Here is a 16,721-nt window from a genome sequence, read left to right on the forward strand (position 1 = left end):
CCGCCAATCCCACGCCGGCGCAGCCGGCACGCCCGCTGCGCGCTGCCGCGCACGGCCTCGCCACCTGCGAGCGCTGCGGGCTGTTGGCACGCATGCCCAGTACGCAAGTCGCCAGCGAGCCCACGCTCGCGCACGACGACGCGCCAGAGCCGACCGCCGCGCCGGTCTGCCCGCGCTGCCTGTCGCCCATGCACGCGCGCAAACCCGACAGCCTGATGCGTTGCTGGGCCCTGCTGATCGCCGCCGCCGCCATGTACCTGCCGGCCAACGTCTTGCCCGTGATGATTACCGAGACGCTGCTCGGCGCGCAGCAGGACACCATCATGAGCGGCATCGTCTATCTATGGACGACGGGCTCGTGGCACCTGGCCATCATCGTGTTCATCGCCAGCTTCTTCGTGCCGCTGGCCAAGCTGGGCATCCTGGCGGTGCTGTGCCTGTCGGTGCAGCAGCGCTGGCGCTGGAACCCGCGCCTGCGTACGCGCCTGTACGTGATCGTCGAGGCGATCGGCCGCTGGTCGATGCTCGACGTGTTTGTCGTGACGCTGCTGGCGGGGCTGGTGCACCTGTCCACGCTCGCCATCATCAAGCCCGGCCCCGGAGTCGGGCCGTTTGCCGCCGTGGTGGTGCTGACCATGTTCGCCGCCCGCTGTTTTGACCCCCGCCTGATCTGGGACGCCGTCGACGAGCCAGATCCCGAAGAGACCGACGCATGACCGATCCCGTACAACCCGACAACGTCCCGCCGCCGCGCCGCATGAAACGCAAGCGCTGGCTGCCTTCGCTGATCTGGCTGGTGCCGATCGTCGCGCTCGCGGTGGGCGCCACGCTCATGGCACGCGTGATCCTGGCGCGCGGCGCGCAGGTGGCGGTCACGTTCAGCTCCGCCGAGGGCATCGAGGCTGGCAAGACACGCGTGAAATACAAGAGCGTCGACATCGGCGTCGTCAAGGCCGTCGGCCTGACGGAAGACCGCTCCGGTGCCGTAGTCCTGATCGAACTCACGCACGACGGCAAAGCCTTCGCCTCGGCGGACACGCGCTTCTGGGTGGTCCGCCCACGCGTGGCGGCCGGCAGCATCTCGGGCCTGGGTACGCTGCTCTCGGGCGCCTACATCGGCGTGGACGGCGGGCGTTCGCACGAGAAGAAATCCAGCTTCAAGGGCCTGGACACGCCACCGGCCATCTATGCCGACACCCAGGGCAAGCAATTCAAGCTGCGCGCGTCCGATCTGGGTTCGCTCGACATCGGGTCGCCGGTGTACTTCCGACGCGTGCGCGTCGGGCAAGTGACCGCCTATGACATCGACCCTGACGGCAAGGGCGTGAGCCTGCACGTCTTCGTGAACGCGCCATTCGATAAATTCGTCACGCGCGGCACGCGCTTCTGGAACGCCAGCGGCATCGACCTGAAGGTTGACGCCAATGGCCTGAAGCTCGATACGCAATCGCTGCTGACGGTAGTGCTGGGCGGCATCGCCTTCCAGACGCCGGAAGGGGCCGAGCATGACCCGGCCGTGGCGGATGCCGAGTTCGATCTCGTGCACAACGAAACCCAGGCACTCAAGGATCCCGAGCACATCTCGCAGACCGTGGTGATGTACTTCCACCGCTCGCTGCGCGGCCTGACGGTGGGGGCGCCGGTGGAGTTCAAGGGCATCAACGTGGGCGAGGTCAAGTCGATCGGCATCCACTACAACCGCAAGCGCAAGGAATTCGTGTTGCCGGTCACGGCCACGCTGTACCCGACCCGCTTCGGCATGGACATCCGCGACGACAACGCGCAGCACGAGGCTGATGACGTGCGCATGCAGTTCGACGCGCTGATCAAGAACGGCATGCGTGCGCAGTTGAAGAGCGCTAGCCTGCTGACCGGCCAGCAGTTCGTGCAGCTCGATTTCATCGACGCGGCCGACCGCGAGAAGACGCCTCCGCGCTTCGGCATGCGCGAGCGCGACGGCGCCTACATCTTCCCGACCGCCGACAATCCGACCGACGATATCGAAGCGCAAATCGCCAGCATCGTGAAGAAGCTCAACAAGGTGCCGTTCGAGCAGATCGGCCAGGACGTGCATCGCACGCTGACCACGCTCGACGCCACACTCAAGCAGACCGAGCAACTGGCCAAGACCGTCAACAGCGACCTGGCCCCGCAGATGAGGGACACGCTGGCCGAGGCCCGCCGCACGCTGGACGCCGCGCGCCAGGTCTTCTCCGAAGACTCGCCGCTGCAGCACAACGCGCGTGACACGCTGGAGCAGGTTGCCAAGGCGGCCGCGTCGGTGCGCGTGCTGACCGATTACCTGGACCGCCACCCGGAAGCGCTGATCCGAGGCAAGGCAAAGGACGCGCAATGATGCCGACGACGATGCTGTCTTCTTCCCTTCGAACGGCCTGCGCGGTTGCGGCGGCCATGTTGATGACCGCGTGCGCCTCGCCCGAGCCGACCCTGCATACGCTGTCGGCTCGCCCGGCGACGGTGGACACCGTGCGCTTTGAGCGCGCCTTCCGCCTGTCTGGCGTGCGCGTGCCCGATCGTCTGGACAAGCCGCAGATCGTGCTGCGCACGTCCGACAGCGAGGTGCAGGCGCTTGAGCTACAGCGTTGGGCCGCCCCCTTCGGCGCTGAGCTGCGCGATGCGCTGTCAGCCAATCTGGCCAATGCGTTGTCGGCGGTGGACGTGGGCGGCGGCGCTGCACCGGCGGGCGTGCCGCTCTACCGCATCACGACGGACATGCGCAGCTACGATGCGCGCCCCGGCCAGCGCGTGACCGCGCTACTGACCTGGCGTGTGACACGTGATGCAGCAACGCGCGGCCCAGCGACCTCGGCCCTCACTTGCCAGACCGCACTCACGGAACCGGTGAGCGGAGGCGAGAATGCGGGCATTGATGCAGTGGTCGCATCGACGCAGCGCTTGGTGCAGCAGTGGTCTGAACAGATCGCGCAGAGTGTGCTTGGCCTGGAGTCACGCTCGGCTGTGCCGGCGTGGTGCCGGTAACAGGCTGAGAGGCTGAGTCAGGCCTCCGCCAGTTGCTGCGTAAGCTGGCCAAGCGTGGCCAGCGCCGCTTCCAGGTTGGCCGAAGGCGACAGCCCGAAGCAGATGCGGAAGTAATGATCGAAGCGATTCAGGTTCGAGAACATCGTCCCCGGCGCAATGCGGATGCCCTGGGCCAGCGCCACATCGAACAAGGCCGTCGACGACACGTTGGCAGGCAATTCCACCCACATCGCCAATCCGCCCGCCGGCACCGACAGCCTCGTGCCAGCCGGGAAGCACCCCGCAATCGATTCGGCCATGCGCTCGCGCTGCTCGCGCAGTGTCTGGCGCAGCGCGCGGATATGCCGGTCGTAGGCACCGGACGCGATGAAGCGCCCAGCCAGCACCTGCGACAACGAATCGTTCGGCCGCGATTGCGCAAACTTCAGCATCTGTACGCGCTCGTGCCAGCGGCCCGCGGTCATCCAGCCCAGGCGCAGCCCCGGCGCTACCGTCTTGCTCAATGACGCGCAGTAGATCACGTTGCCCGTGCGGTCCCACGCCTTGAGGGCCTTGAGCGGCGTCGGGCTGTCGGCCAGCGGGCTGTAGGTGTCATCTTCGATCAGCGCAATGTGGTTCGCTTCGCAGAAGGCCGCCATGCGCCGCTTGGCGGCATCCGGCATGATGCTGCCCAGCGGATTCTGCAGGTTGGGCACCACCACCACGGCGCGGATGTTGCCGTAGGCCTGCACCGCCATCTCCAGTGCTTCGAGCGACATGCCCGTGCGCGGGCTGGTGGGAATCTCGACCGCGCGCATGCCCAGGCTTTCCAGCACCTGCAGCAACCCGTAGTACGTGGGCGATTCCACCGCCACCGTGTCGCCGGGCTGCGCGACGGCGCGCAGCGCCAGGTTCACCGCCTCGATGCAACCGTGCGTGACGACCACGTCGTCCGGCGCGATCTGCATGCCCATGTCGAGCGCGCGGCGTGCCACGGCGGTCTGTAGTTCCGGATGCCCGTTCGGCGTGACCGCCTGCGTGAGCAGTAGTGGATACCGGCGTAGCACCTGCGTGGCAATCCGGTTGAGCGCCGTCGACGGATACAGCGTGGCCGCCCCGCTTGCCCCCGACAGGTCAACCCGCACGTTGGCCTGCTGCCCGCGCGCCACGATGGCCGACACGCGCGCATGCACGCCCACGTAGGCGGCAGGGTCGGGCGTGGCCACCTCCGGCTCCTTTACCGGCGCAAGCAGCGCGCGGCGCGGCTGTCGGACAAAGTACCCCGAACGCTCGCGCGCTTCCAGCCAACCTTCGGCCTCAAGATGCCGGCACACCTGCAGCGCCGTCGACAGGCTCACCCCGTGCGTGCGCATCAGCGCGCGCACCGAAGGCATGCGCTCGCCCGGGGCCAGCACGCTGCTGCGAATCGCGCCGAGATAATGGTCGGCCAAGGTCCGGTACAGCGGCTGCGCGGGCGGTGGAGTCAACTCGACGATCGACATGGCGGGCAGGTGACGATGAGGTGTCGAGCACATCTTGCCGACACGGCCGTCACCAGAACAGATACAGACAACGCAAAACTGTACCGTAACAGATAGACACAAAGCCGGTGCTGTTGCGTGGTGAGCAGTCATTTCTGTGTCTGTTGCGGCTGTTGGCATCTCCCTACGCTGCAGTCATGCACAGGAGATCGACATGACTGTCTCGACACAACATCCCGCCCCCCACGTCGACTGGCCCACCCTGCACACCGGCCAATCCCGCCTCGCATGGCTGCCAGCCGGCACCACGGTGATTGTCCTGGCCGGCAACGTCACACTGGAATACCCGCCCCGCTGGCTAGCTGGCGACACGCTCGGGATTCGCCACACCGTCACCGAAGGACACGCTCACGTGCTGGACACCTCCGGCTGGTGGGGCCTGTATGCAGACCAGCCAGGCGGCGCGCAACTACGTGTATTCGTGGCGTCGGTGGAGACGCCCCGGTGGCGGTGGCTGACACCGCTGCGCGACTGGCTGGCTGCGCTGCGGGCGCGACGCCTGACATCGCGAGGCCGGGCATAGGGCCTGCACGGCACGTGAGCACGCCCTACACTGGCGGGCGGCACGGTGCTTGCTGCAGCAAGGGACCGGCCCCCCTTCCACGCTTGAGCGAATGTCCCAATCTGCCATGACCCATCTGCGTTTTTCCGCTAGCGCCCGCGGTGCACTGGTGCTCGCCTGCCTTGCCGCCGTACCGTTGGCGGCCTCCGCGCAAGGCGCACCCGCCCGAGTGCGCGCCACAATCACCGCTGTACACGGCAATACCGTCGACGTGACCGATACGTCGGGCAACAAGGCCAGCGTGGCCCTGCCCGCCGACCTCAACGTCACCGAAGTCACGCCCAGCGAGCCCTCTGCCATCCAGGCCGGCAGCTACATCGGCACGGCCGCGGTCAAGCAGCCCGACGGCACCTTGCGCGCGCTGGAGGTGCACGTGTTTCCCGAAGCCATGCGCGGCATCGGCGACGGCCACCGCCCGTACGACCTGGGCCCGGACAGCAGCATGACCAACGGCTCGGTCGAGCAGGCAGGCGCCTTGACGGGCGCGCAAGGGCGCACGCTGTCGGTCAAATACAAGGATGGTGAGCAGCGCATCGTGGTGCCGCCGGAGGTGCCGATCGTCACCTTCGCGCCCGGGCGGCGTGATGAGCTGAAGGCCGGCGCGCACGTGGTGATGTTCGTGCGCGCCGATGCGCAAGGTGCACTGACGGCGCAGCGCGTGCTGGTCGGCAAAGACGGGCTCGTCCCACCGATGTAACGGGAGGTTGGGCCAGCCTCGGTGTGCCGGCCCGTGCTGCTTAGAAGGGCTTGCTGACCGACAGCAGGAACGTGCGGCGCGGCGCGAACTGCGGCGCGCCCACGCCGATGCCCGTGCCATCGCGCAACTGGTAGCTGCGGTCAAACACGTTGAGCACGCTCAGGCGCGTCTTGAGCTTGCCTAGCATCGGCAGATTGAAGTCGCGCGCGGCACCAAAGTTCATCTGCCAGTAAGCCGGCATGTGATCGGTGTTGGCGAAGCCACGGCGCAGCCCCGTGCCGAACAGCGCGTCGGCCATCCACGTTGTGCCCCAATATTTGTAAGACACACCGGCCGAGGCGGTCAGGCGCTGGTCGTGGTCGAGATTGACCCAGTGGCTGTTGATGTACGCAAGTTCTGCGTCGTCAAAGTTGAACTGGCCGGTTTCGATGCCCTTGCCCTGTGCCCGCGACACGCCCACGTTCAGGTAGGCGCCGAAGTTGCCCTCGCGGTAGTTGGCGCTGCCTTCCAGGCCGTAGATGCGGCCACGCTCGAAGTTGAACGCCGAGAACAGCAGCGCGTTACCGAACTGCCCTTCATCCTGCAGGTGGCGCACGTCGCGGTAGTACGCATCCAGGCCCAGCGTCAGGTGCGGCGTGAGCTGGTGCGAGACACCCAGGTCAAAGTAGTTCGAGCGCTCCGACTTGACGGCCGTGTTGGCATCCGAGGGCAGCGCATTGGTCGTGCCCTGAAAGGCCTGCACCGAGGTGGCGTCGAACTTCTCGGTCGGCGGCGGCGTGAAGTAGCGCGCGTAGCCGGCATGCACGCGGGTGCGGCTGTCGACGTCGTAGGTCAAGCCCAGGCGCGGGCTCAACTGCTGCTCGCTGACGCTGGTGTTGACGTGGTCGTAGCGTGCGCCGTAGTTGATGGTGAGCTTGTCGGTGGGCTTCCACTCGTCCTGCAGGTAGACGCCGAGCGTGGTGCCGCTGCCGCTGTGGTTGTCGACGACGGTAAACGGGGTGTTGCTGGTCTGCGCGCCGGTGCTGTCAGCGGGGAACACGCTGGAAGTGTTGTCGGCCACAAAGCGCTCGCGTTGCACGAACACGCCGGCACGCAGCGTGTGGCGGTCGTTGAGCTTGTAGCTGGCATCGCCCTGCACGCCGTAGGCCTCGTTGCGACGCGTGATGTCGGCGGCCACGCCGTTGTAGACGAGGTCGCCCACCGGGTCGGGCATGTAGTCGATGCGGCTCGAACGGCGGAACAGCGACACCTGATAGTCCAGCTTGGGCGACACCTTCTGCTGGTACGTCAGGATCTGGAAGTCGGTCTTCTCGCGCTGGTTGGCGTTGAGCGCCTCCGACGCCGGCGGCACGGCGCCGTCCAGCGTGAACTGCGATTCCAACCCGGGGCGCGTCGGAATCTGGAAGCGGCCGTTGGACGTGCCGAACATGAAGCTCACGCGGCTGTCGTTGTCCAGCAGGTACGAGAGCATGCCGAACGACTTGTTCTGCGTGGTGTGGTCGTGCGTGGCGTTGCGATTGCCCGTCGGGTTTTCGATGCCGAGGTTGTTCTCGGCGAATACGCCACTGAGGTAATAGCTAAAGCGATCCTTCGTACCCTGGATCTGCGCGTTGACCTCATGCGTGGCGTTGCTGCCGAGCACGGTGCCGATCTCGCCGCTGATGGCCTTCGGTTGGCCGTCTTCGTCGCTGGCGGCGCCCTTGGTCTGGATGTCGACGACACCCGCGGTGCGGTAGCCGTACTGCGCCGGCAGCGCACCGGTCAGCACGTTGATCTGATTGGCGAAGCGCGTGTCGAGCATCTGCCCGAAGCCGCTGATCGGCTCGGGAATGATCACGCCGTTGATGCGGTACTGCAGGTTGGCGTGATCGCCACGCACGTGCAGTTGGCCGAACGAATCCTGCACCACGCCCGGCGCCTGCAGCAGCACCTGGTTCAGCGGCGTGGCGTCACCCAGCGGCAAGCGGGCGATATCGTCGGTATCGAACTTGTAGACGGAGCTGCCGGTGTCGGGGGATAGCGCGTTGCGCGCGGCGTCCAGGCGCTTGGCGGTGACGCGGGTTTCGCCGAGGTCGCGCACGTTGGTGGCAGGCGCGACATTGGACGAGGCGGCAGCAGGCGTGGCGGCTTCCTGCGCGAACGCGGAAACGGCTGCAACGGATGGCAAGACGGCGACAAGCGCCATCACCAGCTTGGTAGGCTGGAACGGAATCATGAAAAACCTTTGAATCGAGCGGATGCGTCAAACGGCAGCCCGCGCGTCAACACGCGGGCCGGCAGGCTGGGCAGGAATCAAAGGCGGAACGGCGGGTCGCGCGAGCAGACGGCGACCGGAAAGACCGGCGCCCCGGCATGAAAGCCGATATGCGGAAAATGCCAGCGCCGCGTGCTGCGCAGGCGCAGCGCCACCAGCATCGGCAAGGCTGCCGCAAGCGCAGCAAAGGCAGCGCATTGCAGACACGCCGCGTGCTCTTGTACGGGCTGGCTGCGCTCGGCGCCGGCGGGCTTGGTCGTAGCGCTGAGTTCAGCGGGCGCCCCTTCGCTCCAATCCTGAATGTGCGAAAGCGCATGCCGCAGCGCGCCCTGCTGACCGAACAGCAGAAGCGCAGCCAGCAGGCAAGCGAGCCAGCGCAGATGCAGGAAGGGGGAACGGAAGGAGCGCACGGTCAGGGGTAGACGCAGGTGCATGAGGTCACACACAACGCACCCCAATGCAACTAAGTTGCGAATTCTGACACCGGCCGCCCGATTCGGCAATCCGTCGGGCGGGGGGCGGAGGCAGAGAGAAGGTCAGCCCACAACCATAGCGTCCGTGTATTACAAACGCGTGTGCGCAAAACTTGGCGCGAAGCCGGTCGGCATCCCCAGGCTCGGCACGGACACGCGCTTCCAGTTCGGGCGAGCCTTGCGGGCCGTTTCGGCGCGGTGTGCCGGCGCACCCACTTCGGTGGCGTCATGCAGGCCGGCCAGCCATGTGCCGTAGTCAAACCAACCGTCGCGCACGAGCTGTTCGCCCACGCAATTGGCGAAGCGGTCCGACTTGGGCAGGAAGCACAGTTCGAAGCCTTCGGTCTCGCGGCGGCCGTGCATCCAGCGATGCGGCACCTGGTGGTTGGCCAGTGCCTCTGACAAACGCGTGCCGTAGCGCTGCTGCCCCTGGCGTCGCGCCCCGATCACGTAAAAGCTGTCGAGCAGCCGGCGCAGCCCTCGTGCGGAGCGCGCATGACGGACCTCCGCGTCGATCAGCAGTTCGCGGTTCTGCGTTCGCGCCTGCAACGCCAGCGCAGCGAAATGGTGCGCGCCCCACTCGTTCATGTAGAAGAGTTCGCCGCCAGCAAAATCGTAGGCGCGGAATACGTTGGTCTGGTCTGCGTAACGGAACACATGGCGCCGGTTGGCGGCAAAGTCGGCATCCGTGCTGTGCGGAATGCGGCGGCAGTGCTGATGCGCAAACACCAGCATGCTGGGGAACGAGTGCACCGAGCACGGCGACTGCGCCAGCCCCGTCACCGCGCGAATGTCGATCCTGCAATGCTCGCGGCGCACGCCCACGAGCTGGCTGAGATGGTGCTGAAGTTCGTCCACCCACTCGGCGCCCGGCAGATGCTTGGGAAACAGATGGTGTGCGGGCTCGGCTAGGCCGCCCTCGAACAGGAACGGCACGCTCTTGTGCCAGATATCGAGTTTCCAGTGCGACAGCGCATCGCTTTCCGTGCGATGGTGTGCAACCGATTGCGTGACATTGAAAGCCCGTGACTGGATCACCCAGTTCGAGGCCGCATGCAGCAGGTTGGAAACGTTCATGTCACCCCCCGGAAGACTGAATCGTTCGTTTGTCAGGTTACCGACATCACTCTGTGTGTGGCGATTGTTCGGCAATGTAAAAACCAACGACTCAACGGTACCCCACTTTAGAGGGGTATGCCATGAAGTTTGTTGAAGTCCGTGTTAAGAAACATACACAAAGGTCGTGGGGACTTGCCAGATCAATCTCAGACCAGGCACATGTCGGAGACTTCCTCGTCCGACAAGCCCCAGGTGGTGGCATCTTCCACGGTGACGATGACATCGTCGGACTTGCCCAGGCTGATGCGCTCGGGGCGCACGCGCGTCTTGGTATTGCCGGAATAGAACACCACCACGTCGGGCTTGAGCGCCGAGGCCTCGTTCTGGTTGACGACCACGCCCAGCCGATTGGTACGCAGCTTGACCAGCGTGCCGACCGGATAGATGCCCACGCTGCGTGTGAAAGCCTGGAACACGGTGCGATCGAACTGCGTGTCGGTACGCGCCATCATGTACTTGAGCGCCTGCGCCGGCGACCACGCATGGTGGTACGGGCTGCTCGAGGTGAGCGTGTCATACACATCGCAGATGGCGCCCATCTTGGCCCACAGCCTGATCCCGTCTGCCTTCTGCGCGTCGGGGTAGCCGCTGCCGTCGATGCGCTCGTGGTGGTGCAGGCAGATTTCGCGTGCGATGTCGCTGAACTGGCCGGTGCCCTGCAGCAGATGGTGGCCGCCCACGGCATGGGTCTGCAGCAGCGCCAGTTCTTCCTTGGTGAGCGCCGTGCTCTTGTCGAGCAACGTGCGCGGCATGGCCGATTTTCCGATGTCATGTACCAGCCCGCCCAGCCCGCATTCGCGGATCTCGTCTTCGGGCAGGCCCAGCGTGCGGGCCAGCGCAACCATCAGCGCGCACACCGCAAAGGAATGCAGATAGGTGTAGTCGTCTTTGTTCTTCAGGCGCGCCAGGGCGATCAGCGCATAGGAGTTGCGCGCCAGCGAGTTGGAGACATCATCCACCAGCAGCAGCGCCTTGTCGGTCTCCAGCGCGCGGCCCATGCGGGCTTCGGCAAACATGTGCCCGAGCGTCGCCTTGCCGTTCTGCATCAACTGCTGGGCGTATTTCCACTCTTCCTTGAGCGACGTGGGGGTCAACGGCGGGCGGGCCGCCACGCTCTCGCGCGTGAGCGGCTCGGGTTCGGGCGCGGCCACAGGGGCTGGGGTTGGCATCAAGGCCTTGGGCAGGACGTCCTCGCCGCGCTCCGGGTCGATCCAGATCTCGGAAATGCCGGCCTTCAGGATGTCGTCGACCTGACCCTGGTGCGATAGTTGGAATTGCGAACGCCAGAATGGATGCTTCAGCCAGGACCCGCCCAGCTTCGTGACAAACATACCGACACGCAATTGGTTCGCATCGATTCGCTTCATACCCTGCCTGCCTCGGCTCGAAGTCCGGTTTTTTGATTGAAATTGAGATGCGGCACGCCAGCCGACACTGGCACTCTGTTCGCCGATCAAGACCCTGCCTCACAAAGCGTGCAGGCACATCTCTGGTGGGGCCGGTCTCAGTGTGGATGCTCTGGGCCACTAGCGAAGCAGACCGCGCTTGGCTAATCGGCACGCTTGCGCAAAACTTGAGGAAAAGAAGTGGATCAGGCGGCGCCGGCCGAATCAAACGCCTGGCGCGTCAAGACCCTCGCCCGTCGGGCTGGCGGCCGGGCACAGGCAGCGTACACTAGCCATCATGGATGCGCATCCGACATGACTCACGATCCAACATCCCAACGCAAGCGGTCCAGCGCCGATGATTTCGCACTCAACCGCGAGGCCATCCGCTGGCTGGCGTCCCTGCCCGACGAAGTGCGGCCCATCGAACTCGGCCGCAATTTCCCGCGCATCATCAACACCATCGCCGCCAAGTGGGCCGATTTCATCGGCTGCCGGCGCTACCTGAACAGCCTGCAGATGGACGACCGCGGTGGCCGCCAGGGCTTTCCGTTCGTGATCGTGCAGGAGATCTGCACGCTGCGCGAGTACTTCGATTCGCTCTACCCGCCCGACAAGGATCTCTGGCAGAAGGCAATCGACGCGGATAAACGCTAAGCCAACGTCAAGAAGCAACGGCCCGGGGCAGTCCAAAACCCCGGGCCGTTTTTCATGTGTGATTTGTCATTCATGCCGCTTCCGGCCCCGCCGCGAGTTTGTTGAGCAGCACCAGCAAGGTCCGCCGCTCCTCGCCGGACAGGTGCGCCGTCACGCGGGCATCGTGGGCGGTGACGGCACGCGTGATCTCGTCCAGCGTGGTTGCCCCCTTGGCGGTCAGCACCAGCCGGAAGGCCCGGCGGTCTGTCGGTGACGGAAGCCGTTCGACCATGCCCATGCCTTCCAGCGTATCGACCAGCATCACCGCGCCCGAGCGCGCCACACCCAGAATGTCGGCCAGTTCGGTCAGCTTGAGGTTGGGATTATGCGCGATCACGGTCATGGCCGAGAAGCGCGGTGGCGTGATGTTCCACGCCTGCAGCGAGCGCACGAAGTCTTCGTAGATGTGGAGCTGCGCGCGCCGCACCGCATAGCCGACCAGCCCGTCGAGCGCGCCGTACTCCACGTCCATCACGTGCGGGTTGAAATGGCCGGCTTCAGCCACGGCAGGGTATAGGTCGTCGGCTTTGGGGTGGCGAGGCATTGGGGGCGAGGTTCATACGGGATACGTCGATTATCGTTGGCGACGCACCCGTCATCCATGAACCGAGGAGAGCTTCAGTTCTTCGTGACGTCCCGATCCGCCGGCAGCAACTTCCATTTGCCGTGATCGATGGTCAGCAGCACACGGCCGCGCGCGTCGAAGCCGAAGTGGTCGGTGGCGGTGTAGTTCAGCACGCCGTGCGAGACGACGATGTCGCGCTCGGTCTCCAGCGCATCCTTCAACGCGCGGCGGAACTCGGGCGTGCCGGGCTTGGCCTTCTTGAGCGCCACCGGCACGATCCGCTGCAGCACCTGCAGCGCGTCCCACGTGTGGGCGCCGAACTGCGTGCGGGTGTCGGGGCCGTAGGCCTTCTCATAGCGCGTGACGTACTCCAGCGCGGTCTTCTTGCTCGGGTGGCTATCAGGCAACTGCTCAGCCACGATCACCGGGCCGGCCGGCAGGATGGCTCCGTCGACGGCCTTGCCGCCGATGCGGATCAGATCCTTGGTGGCCGCGCCGTGCGTCTGGTAGATCGGCCCGGCATAGCCGCGGTCACGCAGCGACGTGTGCGGCAGTGCCGCGCCCGTGCCGGCGCCCGCCACCAGGATCGCATCGGGCTTGAGGCTCACCAGCTTGGCGACCTGCCCCGTCACGTTGGTATCGGCGCGCGCGTAGCGTTCTACATCCACCACCTTCAGCCCGTGCGGCGTGGCGGCGGCGGTGAAGTCTTTCAGCCAGCTCTCGCCGTACGCATCTGCAAAGCCGATAAAACCGACGGTCTTGACGCCGGACGCCGCCATGCGCGCCGCAATCGCCTCGGCCATCAGCGAGATCGGCTGGGCCAGCCGATATGTCCAATCGCCCTTGCCGGGCTTCAACTCCACCGGTGCCAGCGACAACTGCGGCGTCTGCGATTCGGTGGCCACCTCGGCCATCGCAATCGACGGCGCCACCGCCGACGAGCCGACAATCAGATCCACGTGGTCTTCGGTCACCAGCTTGCGCGCCAGGCGCGTGCCGGTGGCTGGGTCGGAGGCGTCGTCCACCACCACCAGGCGCAGCTTCTCACCGCCGATCGAATCCGGATAGAACGCCAGCGAGTTCTTCTGCGTGATGCCGAGGGACGCCGACGGCCCCGTGGTCGACAAGCTCACGCCCACCACGATCTCGGCATGGGCGGCGGTGGCAAGCAGCAGTGCGGCTGCGGCGCAGATGGTGCGGCGGATGGTCATAGGTCCCCTCCTCTCTTTCGGTCTTGGTTGTGGCCGCTCAAGCAGACACGTGAGCGCGGCCAGGCATCGGTGGCTGATCGCGCAGCGATTGCGGATCGAAACCGGCCAGTCTTTTATAGCGCATCGCGATGCCTTCCAGCTCGGCACGCGGGATCACGTCGTCGATGCGTGCGAAGCCTTGCGGTGCGCGCTCGTGCGCGAGCTGCATGACCTGCTCCGGCCCGTTGAGCCGGTTGCGCAGCACGATGCCGGCGGTGCGCGGCAGACGATCCGCCTCGTACTCGCGCAGGGCGATGCCAATGTCGCGCGTGGCGAGCAGGCAATCGACCAGCGCACGCGCATCGAGAATCGCCTGCGCACTGCCGTTCGAGCCGATCGGATACATCGGATGCGCCGCATCACCCAGCAGCGTGACGCGGCCAAAGGTCCAACGCGGCAGCGGGTCCTTGTCGACCAGCGGGAATTCGTACACGGCCTGGGCGCCATCGATCAACGCGGGAATGTCGATCCAATCCCATTTCCAATCCGCAAAGGCGCTGCGGAAGATGGCGCGGTCGACCTCGCGGTTCCAGTCGCTGCGCGGCGGGGCTTCATCGGGCACGCGCAATTCGGCGATCCAGTTGATGCGCGAGCGGCCCTGCTGACGCAGTGGCTCGGAGATGGGGTAAGCGACGAACTTTTGGTCCTGGTGGCCGGCCATGAACATGGTGCGGCCGTCGAGATATGGCGCGGCTTCGGTGACTGCGCGCCACAACATGCGGCCAGCAAAACGCGGGGCATCGCCGCTCGGATAGAACTGGCGGCGCACGGCGGAGTGGATGCCATCCGCGCCGATCAGCACGTCGGCCGACGATTCGACGACAGTGTCGTCGGCCCGATCCCGCAGCGTGAAGCGCACCGGGCCGCCGCTCTCTCCCGTCGATTGCACCGCCTCAAAGCTGTGGCCAAGGCGGATGCAACCGGGCCCGAGCCGCTCGGCCACGGCGTCGGCCAGCGCCATCTGGAATTCACCGCGATGAATGGAGAACTGCGGCCAGTCGTAGCCCGCCGCCAGCCCGCGCGGCTCATGCCAGATCGGTTGGCCGAAGCGGTTGTAGTAAGCCAGCGCCGAGGTACGGATCGCCAGTGCGCCGAGCGTGTCTTCCAGACCGAGTTCGCACAACTGGCGCGCAGCGTGCGGCAGCAGATTGATGCCCACACCCAGCGGCCGCAGCGTCTGCACAGCCTCCCATACCTCGACCTCGAAGCCCTGGCGCTCGGCCATCAGCGCGAGCGTGAGCCCGCCGATGCCAGCGCCGATGATGGCGATCTTCATGGCTGTCTCCGTGAAATTTGTTGCAGTCTATAACAAATAGACTGAATGACCAGACCACGCGGGATCAGGGCATTCCCTAAATGCCCGTGGGCACCATCATGTTCTGTGCCACGCAGCCGATCATCGGCGAACTCGGCTTTGGCGAAGCGTTCAACATGGCGCTGATCGACCCGGTATCCGGCGGCGAGCTGCGCCATCGGTATGCTGTCGACACGCTGCCCGTTGAGGGCTGAAGCGCCCCACCCACCGGAGATTTCCGCATGATGACGCCCCGCCCGAACATGATCCGCACCTTGGCTGCAGAACTGGCCAGTGGCCGCACCACCAGCGTCGCCCTGACCGAGGCGGCGCTTGAGCACGCCAAAGCACACCGCGCAGCCGGTGGTGCCGCCTACGTCAGCATCGACGCACAGGCCGCGCTGGCCATGGCGCGCGCCGCCGATGCCGCGCGCGCAGCAGGCAACGTGCCCTCGCTGCTGGCAGGGCTGCCGGTGTCGATCAAGGATCTGTTTGACGTAGCGGGCCAGGTGACGGCCGCAGGCTCGCGCGCGCTAGCGCACCAGCCGCCCGCCACTGCCGATGCCACGGCGGTCTCGCGCTTGCGCGCTGCGGGTGCTGTACTGCTGGGGCGCACCAACATGAGCGAGTTTGCGTTCTCGGGCCTGGGGCTGAACCCGCACTACGGTACGCCGCGCACACCGGCGGACGGCACACGCGCTGCGGGTGGTTCGACTTCGGGCGGTGCGGTGACGGTTGCTGGCGGCATGGCTGTCGCCGCGCTGGGCACCGACACGGGCGGCTCGATCCGCATCCCCTCCGCCTTCTGCAATCTGACCGGCTTCAAACCCACCGCGCGGCGCGTACCGATGACAGGCGGCGTGCCGCTGTCCACCTCGCTCGATTCGGGCGGACCGCTGACCAACTCGGTGGATTGCTGCGCCATCGTCGACGCCATCCTCAGCGGAGATACCCTCGACACCGACGCCGTTCCGCTGGCCGGCCTGCGCTTTGGCGTCACGCAGGACTACGTGGGCGCGGACCTCGACGACACGGTCGCCAGCGCATTCAACCGCGCGATCGTCCATCTCGGACGTGCGGGCGCACACATCGTCCGCTTCGATTTCCCCGAGCTGCTGCAACTGCCCGAGATCAACGGCGGCGGCGGTCTCACGGCCGCCGAGGCGTGGGCGTGGCACCGCCCGCTACTGGCGCGCGCCGAGGTGCAGTACGACCAGCGCGTTGCCGCGCGTATCCGCCGTGGCGAACAGATGGGTGCCGCTGCCTACATCGACGTGATGGATGCACGCGCACGCATGATCGCCGCCGCGCGCAAACGCCTGGGCAACGTCGATGCCTGGCTGATGCCGACGGTGGCCATCGTGCCGCCGGAAGTGGCGCCGCTCGAAGCCGACGATGCACAGTTCTTCCGCACCAATGCACTGACGCTGCGCAACCCGAGCGTCATCAACTTCCTGGACGGCTGCGCGTTGACGCTGCCCATCCACGCCGCCGGCGAGCTGCCGGTCGGCCTGTCGCTGTGCGGTCTCGCCGACGATGACGCACGCATCCTGCGCGTCGGCCGAGCGGTGGAGGCTGCCCTGCGGTGATCGACTAGCCAGCACGCTCCCTGCTTGCGTCCGGGCCACGCGAGCGAATTCTCGTCGTCAGCCACCAACGCGCGCATCAACGGCCTGTTCATGACATCGCTCGCGATTGCCGGCGTGGTGGGCGGCCCAGTGCCGGGCTTCACCATGAGCGGCACGGAAGGCGTGAGGCACCTCGCCAACTGGCAATGGCTGTTCCTGCTCGAAGGTATTCTGTCGGTGGTGGCCGGCTTCGTCGCGCCGTACATGATCGGCTGGCTGAAGACGAGCACCGGCCACCTCTCGGCCGGCCTGTACTTTGTAGCGGTGCTGGAGCTAGG

Annotated in this window: 16 protein-coding genes and 1 pseudogene; 9 read left to right on the forward strand and 8 right to left on the reverse strand. The window is 66.1% G+C overall.

What is annotated here, in order from left to right; all coding sequences use genetic code 11:
- Nucleotides 1–35 precede the first annotated feature (35 nt).
- Genes B4F51_RS03965 through B4F51_RS03975 form a run of 3 tightly spaced genes read left to right on the forward strand, consistent with a single transcriptional unit; the run spans nt 36 to nt 3,000 of the window.
- Nucleotides 36–716: a paraquat-inducible protein A gene (locus tag B4F51_RS03965; RefSeq protein ID WP_296223927.1), complete on the forward strand. Its 681-nt coding sequence runs from the start codon at nt 36–38 to the stop codon at nt 714–716.
- Complete coding sequence (locus tag B4F51_RS03970; protein ID WP_296223792.1) at nt 713–2,356, forward strand: intermembrane transport protein PqiB; 1,644 nt, start codon at nt 713–715, stop codon at nt 2,354–2,356. Before B4F51_RS03965 ends, B4F51_RS03970 begins: the two co-directional genes overlap by 4 nt.
- Nucleotides 2,353–3,000: a PqiC family protein gene (locus B4F51_RS03975; protein WP_296223793.1), complete on the forward strand. Its 648-nt coding sequence runs from the start codon at nt 2,353–2,355 to the stop codon at nt 2,998–3,000. The genes B4F51_RS03970 and B4F51_RS03975 overlap by 4 nt, the downstream gene beginning before the upstream one ends.
- Nucleotides 3,001–3,017: 17 nt before the next feature.
- Here the strand turns inward: B4F51_RS03975 and B4F51_RS03980 are convergent, their stop codons facing one another.
- A complete protein-coding gene (locus B4F51_RS03980) occupies nt 3,018–4,481 on the reverse strand; it encodes a PLP-dependent aminotransferase family protein (protein WP_296223794.1) in 1,464 nt (487 codons plus the stop codon).
- A gap of 193 nt (nt 4,482–4,674) precedes the next feature.
- Here B4F51_RS03980 and B4F51_RS03985 point away from each other — a divergent pair, with 193 nt between their 5' ends.
- Together B4F51_RS03985 and B4F51_RS03990 are read left to right on the forward strand one after the other, a co-directional pair.
- Nucleotides 4,675–5,043, forward strand: coding sequence for a hypothetical protein (locus B4F51_RS03985; RefSeq protein ID WP_296223795.1), 369 nt, complete (start codon nt 4,675–4,677; stop codon nt 5,041–5,043).
- A gap of 106 nt (nt 5,044–5,149) precedes the next feature.
- The gene (locus tag B4F51_RS03990; RefSeq protein ID WP_296223796.1) at nt 5,150–5,779 is read left to right on the forward strand and encodes a hypothetical protein; all 630 of its coding nucleotides are present in this window, start codon (nt 5,150–5,152) and stop codon (nt 5,777–5,779) included.
- Nucleotides 5,780–5,819: 40 nt separating this feature from the next.
- On the opposite strand, the gene B4F51_RS03995 is transcribed toward B4F51_RS03990, so the two are convergent.
- The 4 genes from B4F51_RS03995 to B4F51_RS04010 all read right to left on the reverse strand — a co-directional run bounded on the left by B4F51_RS03995 (nt 5,820) and on the right by B4F51_RS04010 (nt 10,992).
- Nucleotides 5,820–7,994, reverse strand: coding sequence for a TonB-dependent receptor (locus tag B4F51_RS03995; protein WP_296223797.1), 2,175 nt, complete (start codon nt 7,992–7,994; stop codon nt 5,820–5,822).
- Nucleotides 7,995–8,071: 77 nt separating this feature from the next.
- Nucleotides 8,072–8,467 (reverse strand): hypothetical protein, encoded by a 396-nt coding sequence (locus tag B4F51_RS04000; protein ID WP_296223798.1) that lies wholly within the window; start codon nt 8,465–8,467, stop codon nt 8,072–8,074.
- Between the two features lie 129 nt (nt 8,468–8,596).
- Complete coding sequence (locus B4F51_RS04005) at nt 8,597–9,583, reverse strand: DUF6685 family protein (protein WP_296223799.1); 987 nt, start codon at nt 9,581–9,583, stop codon at nt 8,597–8,599.
- Nucleotides 9,584–9,771: 188 nt separating this feature from the next.
- Nucleotides 9,772–10,992 (reverse strand): HD-GYP domain-containing protein, encoded by a 1,221-nt coding sequence (locus B4F51_RS04010; protein WP_296223800.1) that lies wholly within the window; start codon nt 10,990–10,992, stop codon nt 9,772–9,774.
- Nucleotides 10,993–11,325: 333 nt separating this feature from the next.
- On the opposite strand from B4F51_RS04010, the gene B4F51_RS04015 reads away from it, so the two are divergent.
- Nucleotides 11,326–11,667, forward strand: coding sequence for a hypothetical protein (locus B4F51_RS04015; RefSeq protein WP_296223801.1), 342 nt, complete (start codon nt 11,326–11,328; stop codon nt 11,665–11,667).
- A 70-nt stretch (nt 11,668–11,737) separates the two neighbouring features.
- On the opposite strand, the gene B4F51_RS04020 is transcribed toward B4F51_RS04015, so the two are convergent.
- The 3 genes from B4F51_RS04020 to B4F51_RS04030 all read right to left on the reverse strand — a co-directional run bounded on the left by B4F51_RS04020 (nt 11,738) and on the right by B4F51_RS04030 (nt 14,797).
- Nucleotides 11,738–12,250, reverse strand: coding sequence for a MarR family winged helix-turn-helix transcriptional regulator (locus B4F51_RS04020; RefSeq protein ID WP_296223802.1), 513 nt, complete (start codon nt 12,248–12,250; stop codon nt 11,738–11,740).
- Nucleotides 12,251–12,324: 74 nt separating this feature from the next.
- Entirely contained in the window at nt 12,325–13,482 is a 1,158-nt protein-coding gene (locus B4F51_RS04025; protein WP_296223803.1) for an ABC transporter substrate-binding protein, read from the reverse strand.
- Nucleotides 13,483–13,519: 37 nt separating this feature from the next.
- The gene (locus B4F51_RS04030) at nt 13,520–14,797 is read right to left on the reverse strand and encodes a flavin-dependent oxidoreductase (RefSeq protein ID WP_296223804.1); all 1,278 of its coding nucleotides are present in this window, start codon (nt 14,795–14,797) and stop codon (nt 13,520–13,522) included.
- An 80-nt stretch (nt 14,798–14,877) separates the two neighbouring features.
- On the opposite strand from B4F51_RS04030, the gene B4F51_RS04035 reads away from it, so the two are divergent.
- From B4F51_RS04035 to B4F51_RS04045, 3 genes and pseudogenes are all read left to right on the forward strand, one after another.
- Nucleotides 14,878–15,030, forward strand: coding sequence for a DUF2848 family protein (locus tag B4F51_RS04035; protein ID WP_296223805.1), 153 nt, complete (start codon nt 14,878–14,880; stop codon nt 15,028–15,030).
- A gap of 27 nt (nt 15,031–15,057) precedes the next feature.
- A complete protein-coding gene (locus B4F51_RS04040) occupies nt 15,058–16,404 on the forward strand; it encodes an amidase (RefSeq protein WP_296223806.1) in 1,347 nt (448 codons plus the stop codon).
- 69 nt (nt 16,405–16,473) lie between these two features.
- Nucleotides 16,474–16,635 (forward strand): annotated as a pseudogene (locus B4F51_RS04045) (MFS transporter); the annotation flags it as partial.
- Nucleotides 16,636–16,721: the final 86 nt, after the last annotated feature.

The sequence above is a fragment of the Ralstonia sp. UBA689 genome, assembly GCF_002298975.1.
Lineage (GTDB): Bacteria > Pseudomonadota > Gammaproteobacteria > Burkholderiales > Burkholderiaceae > Ralstonia.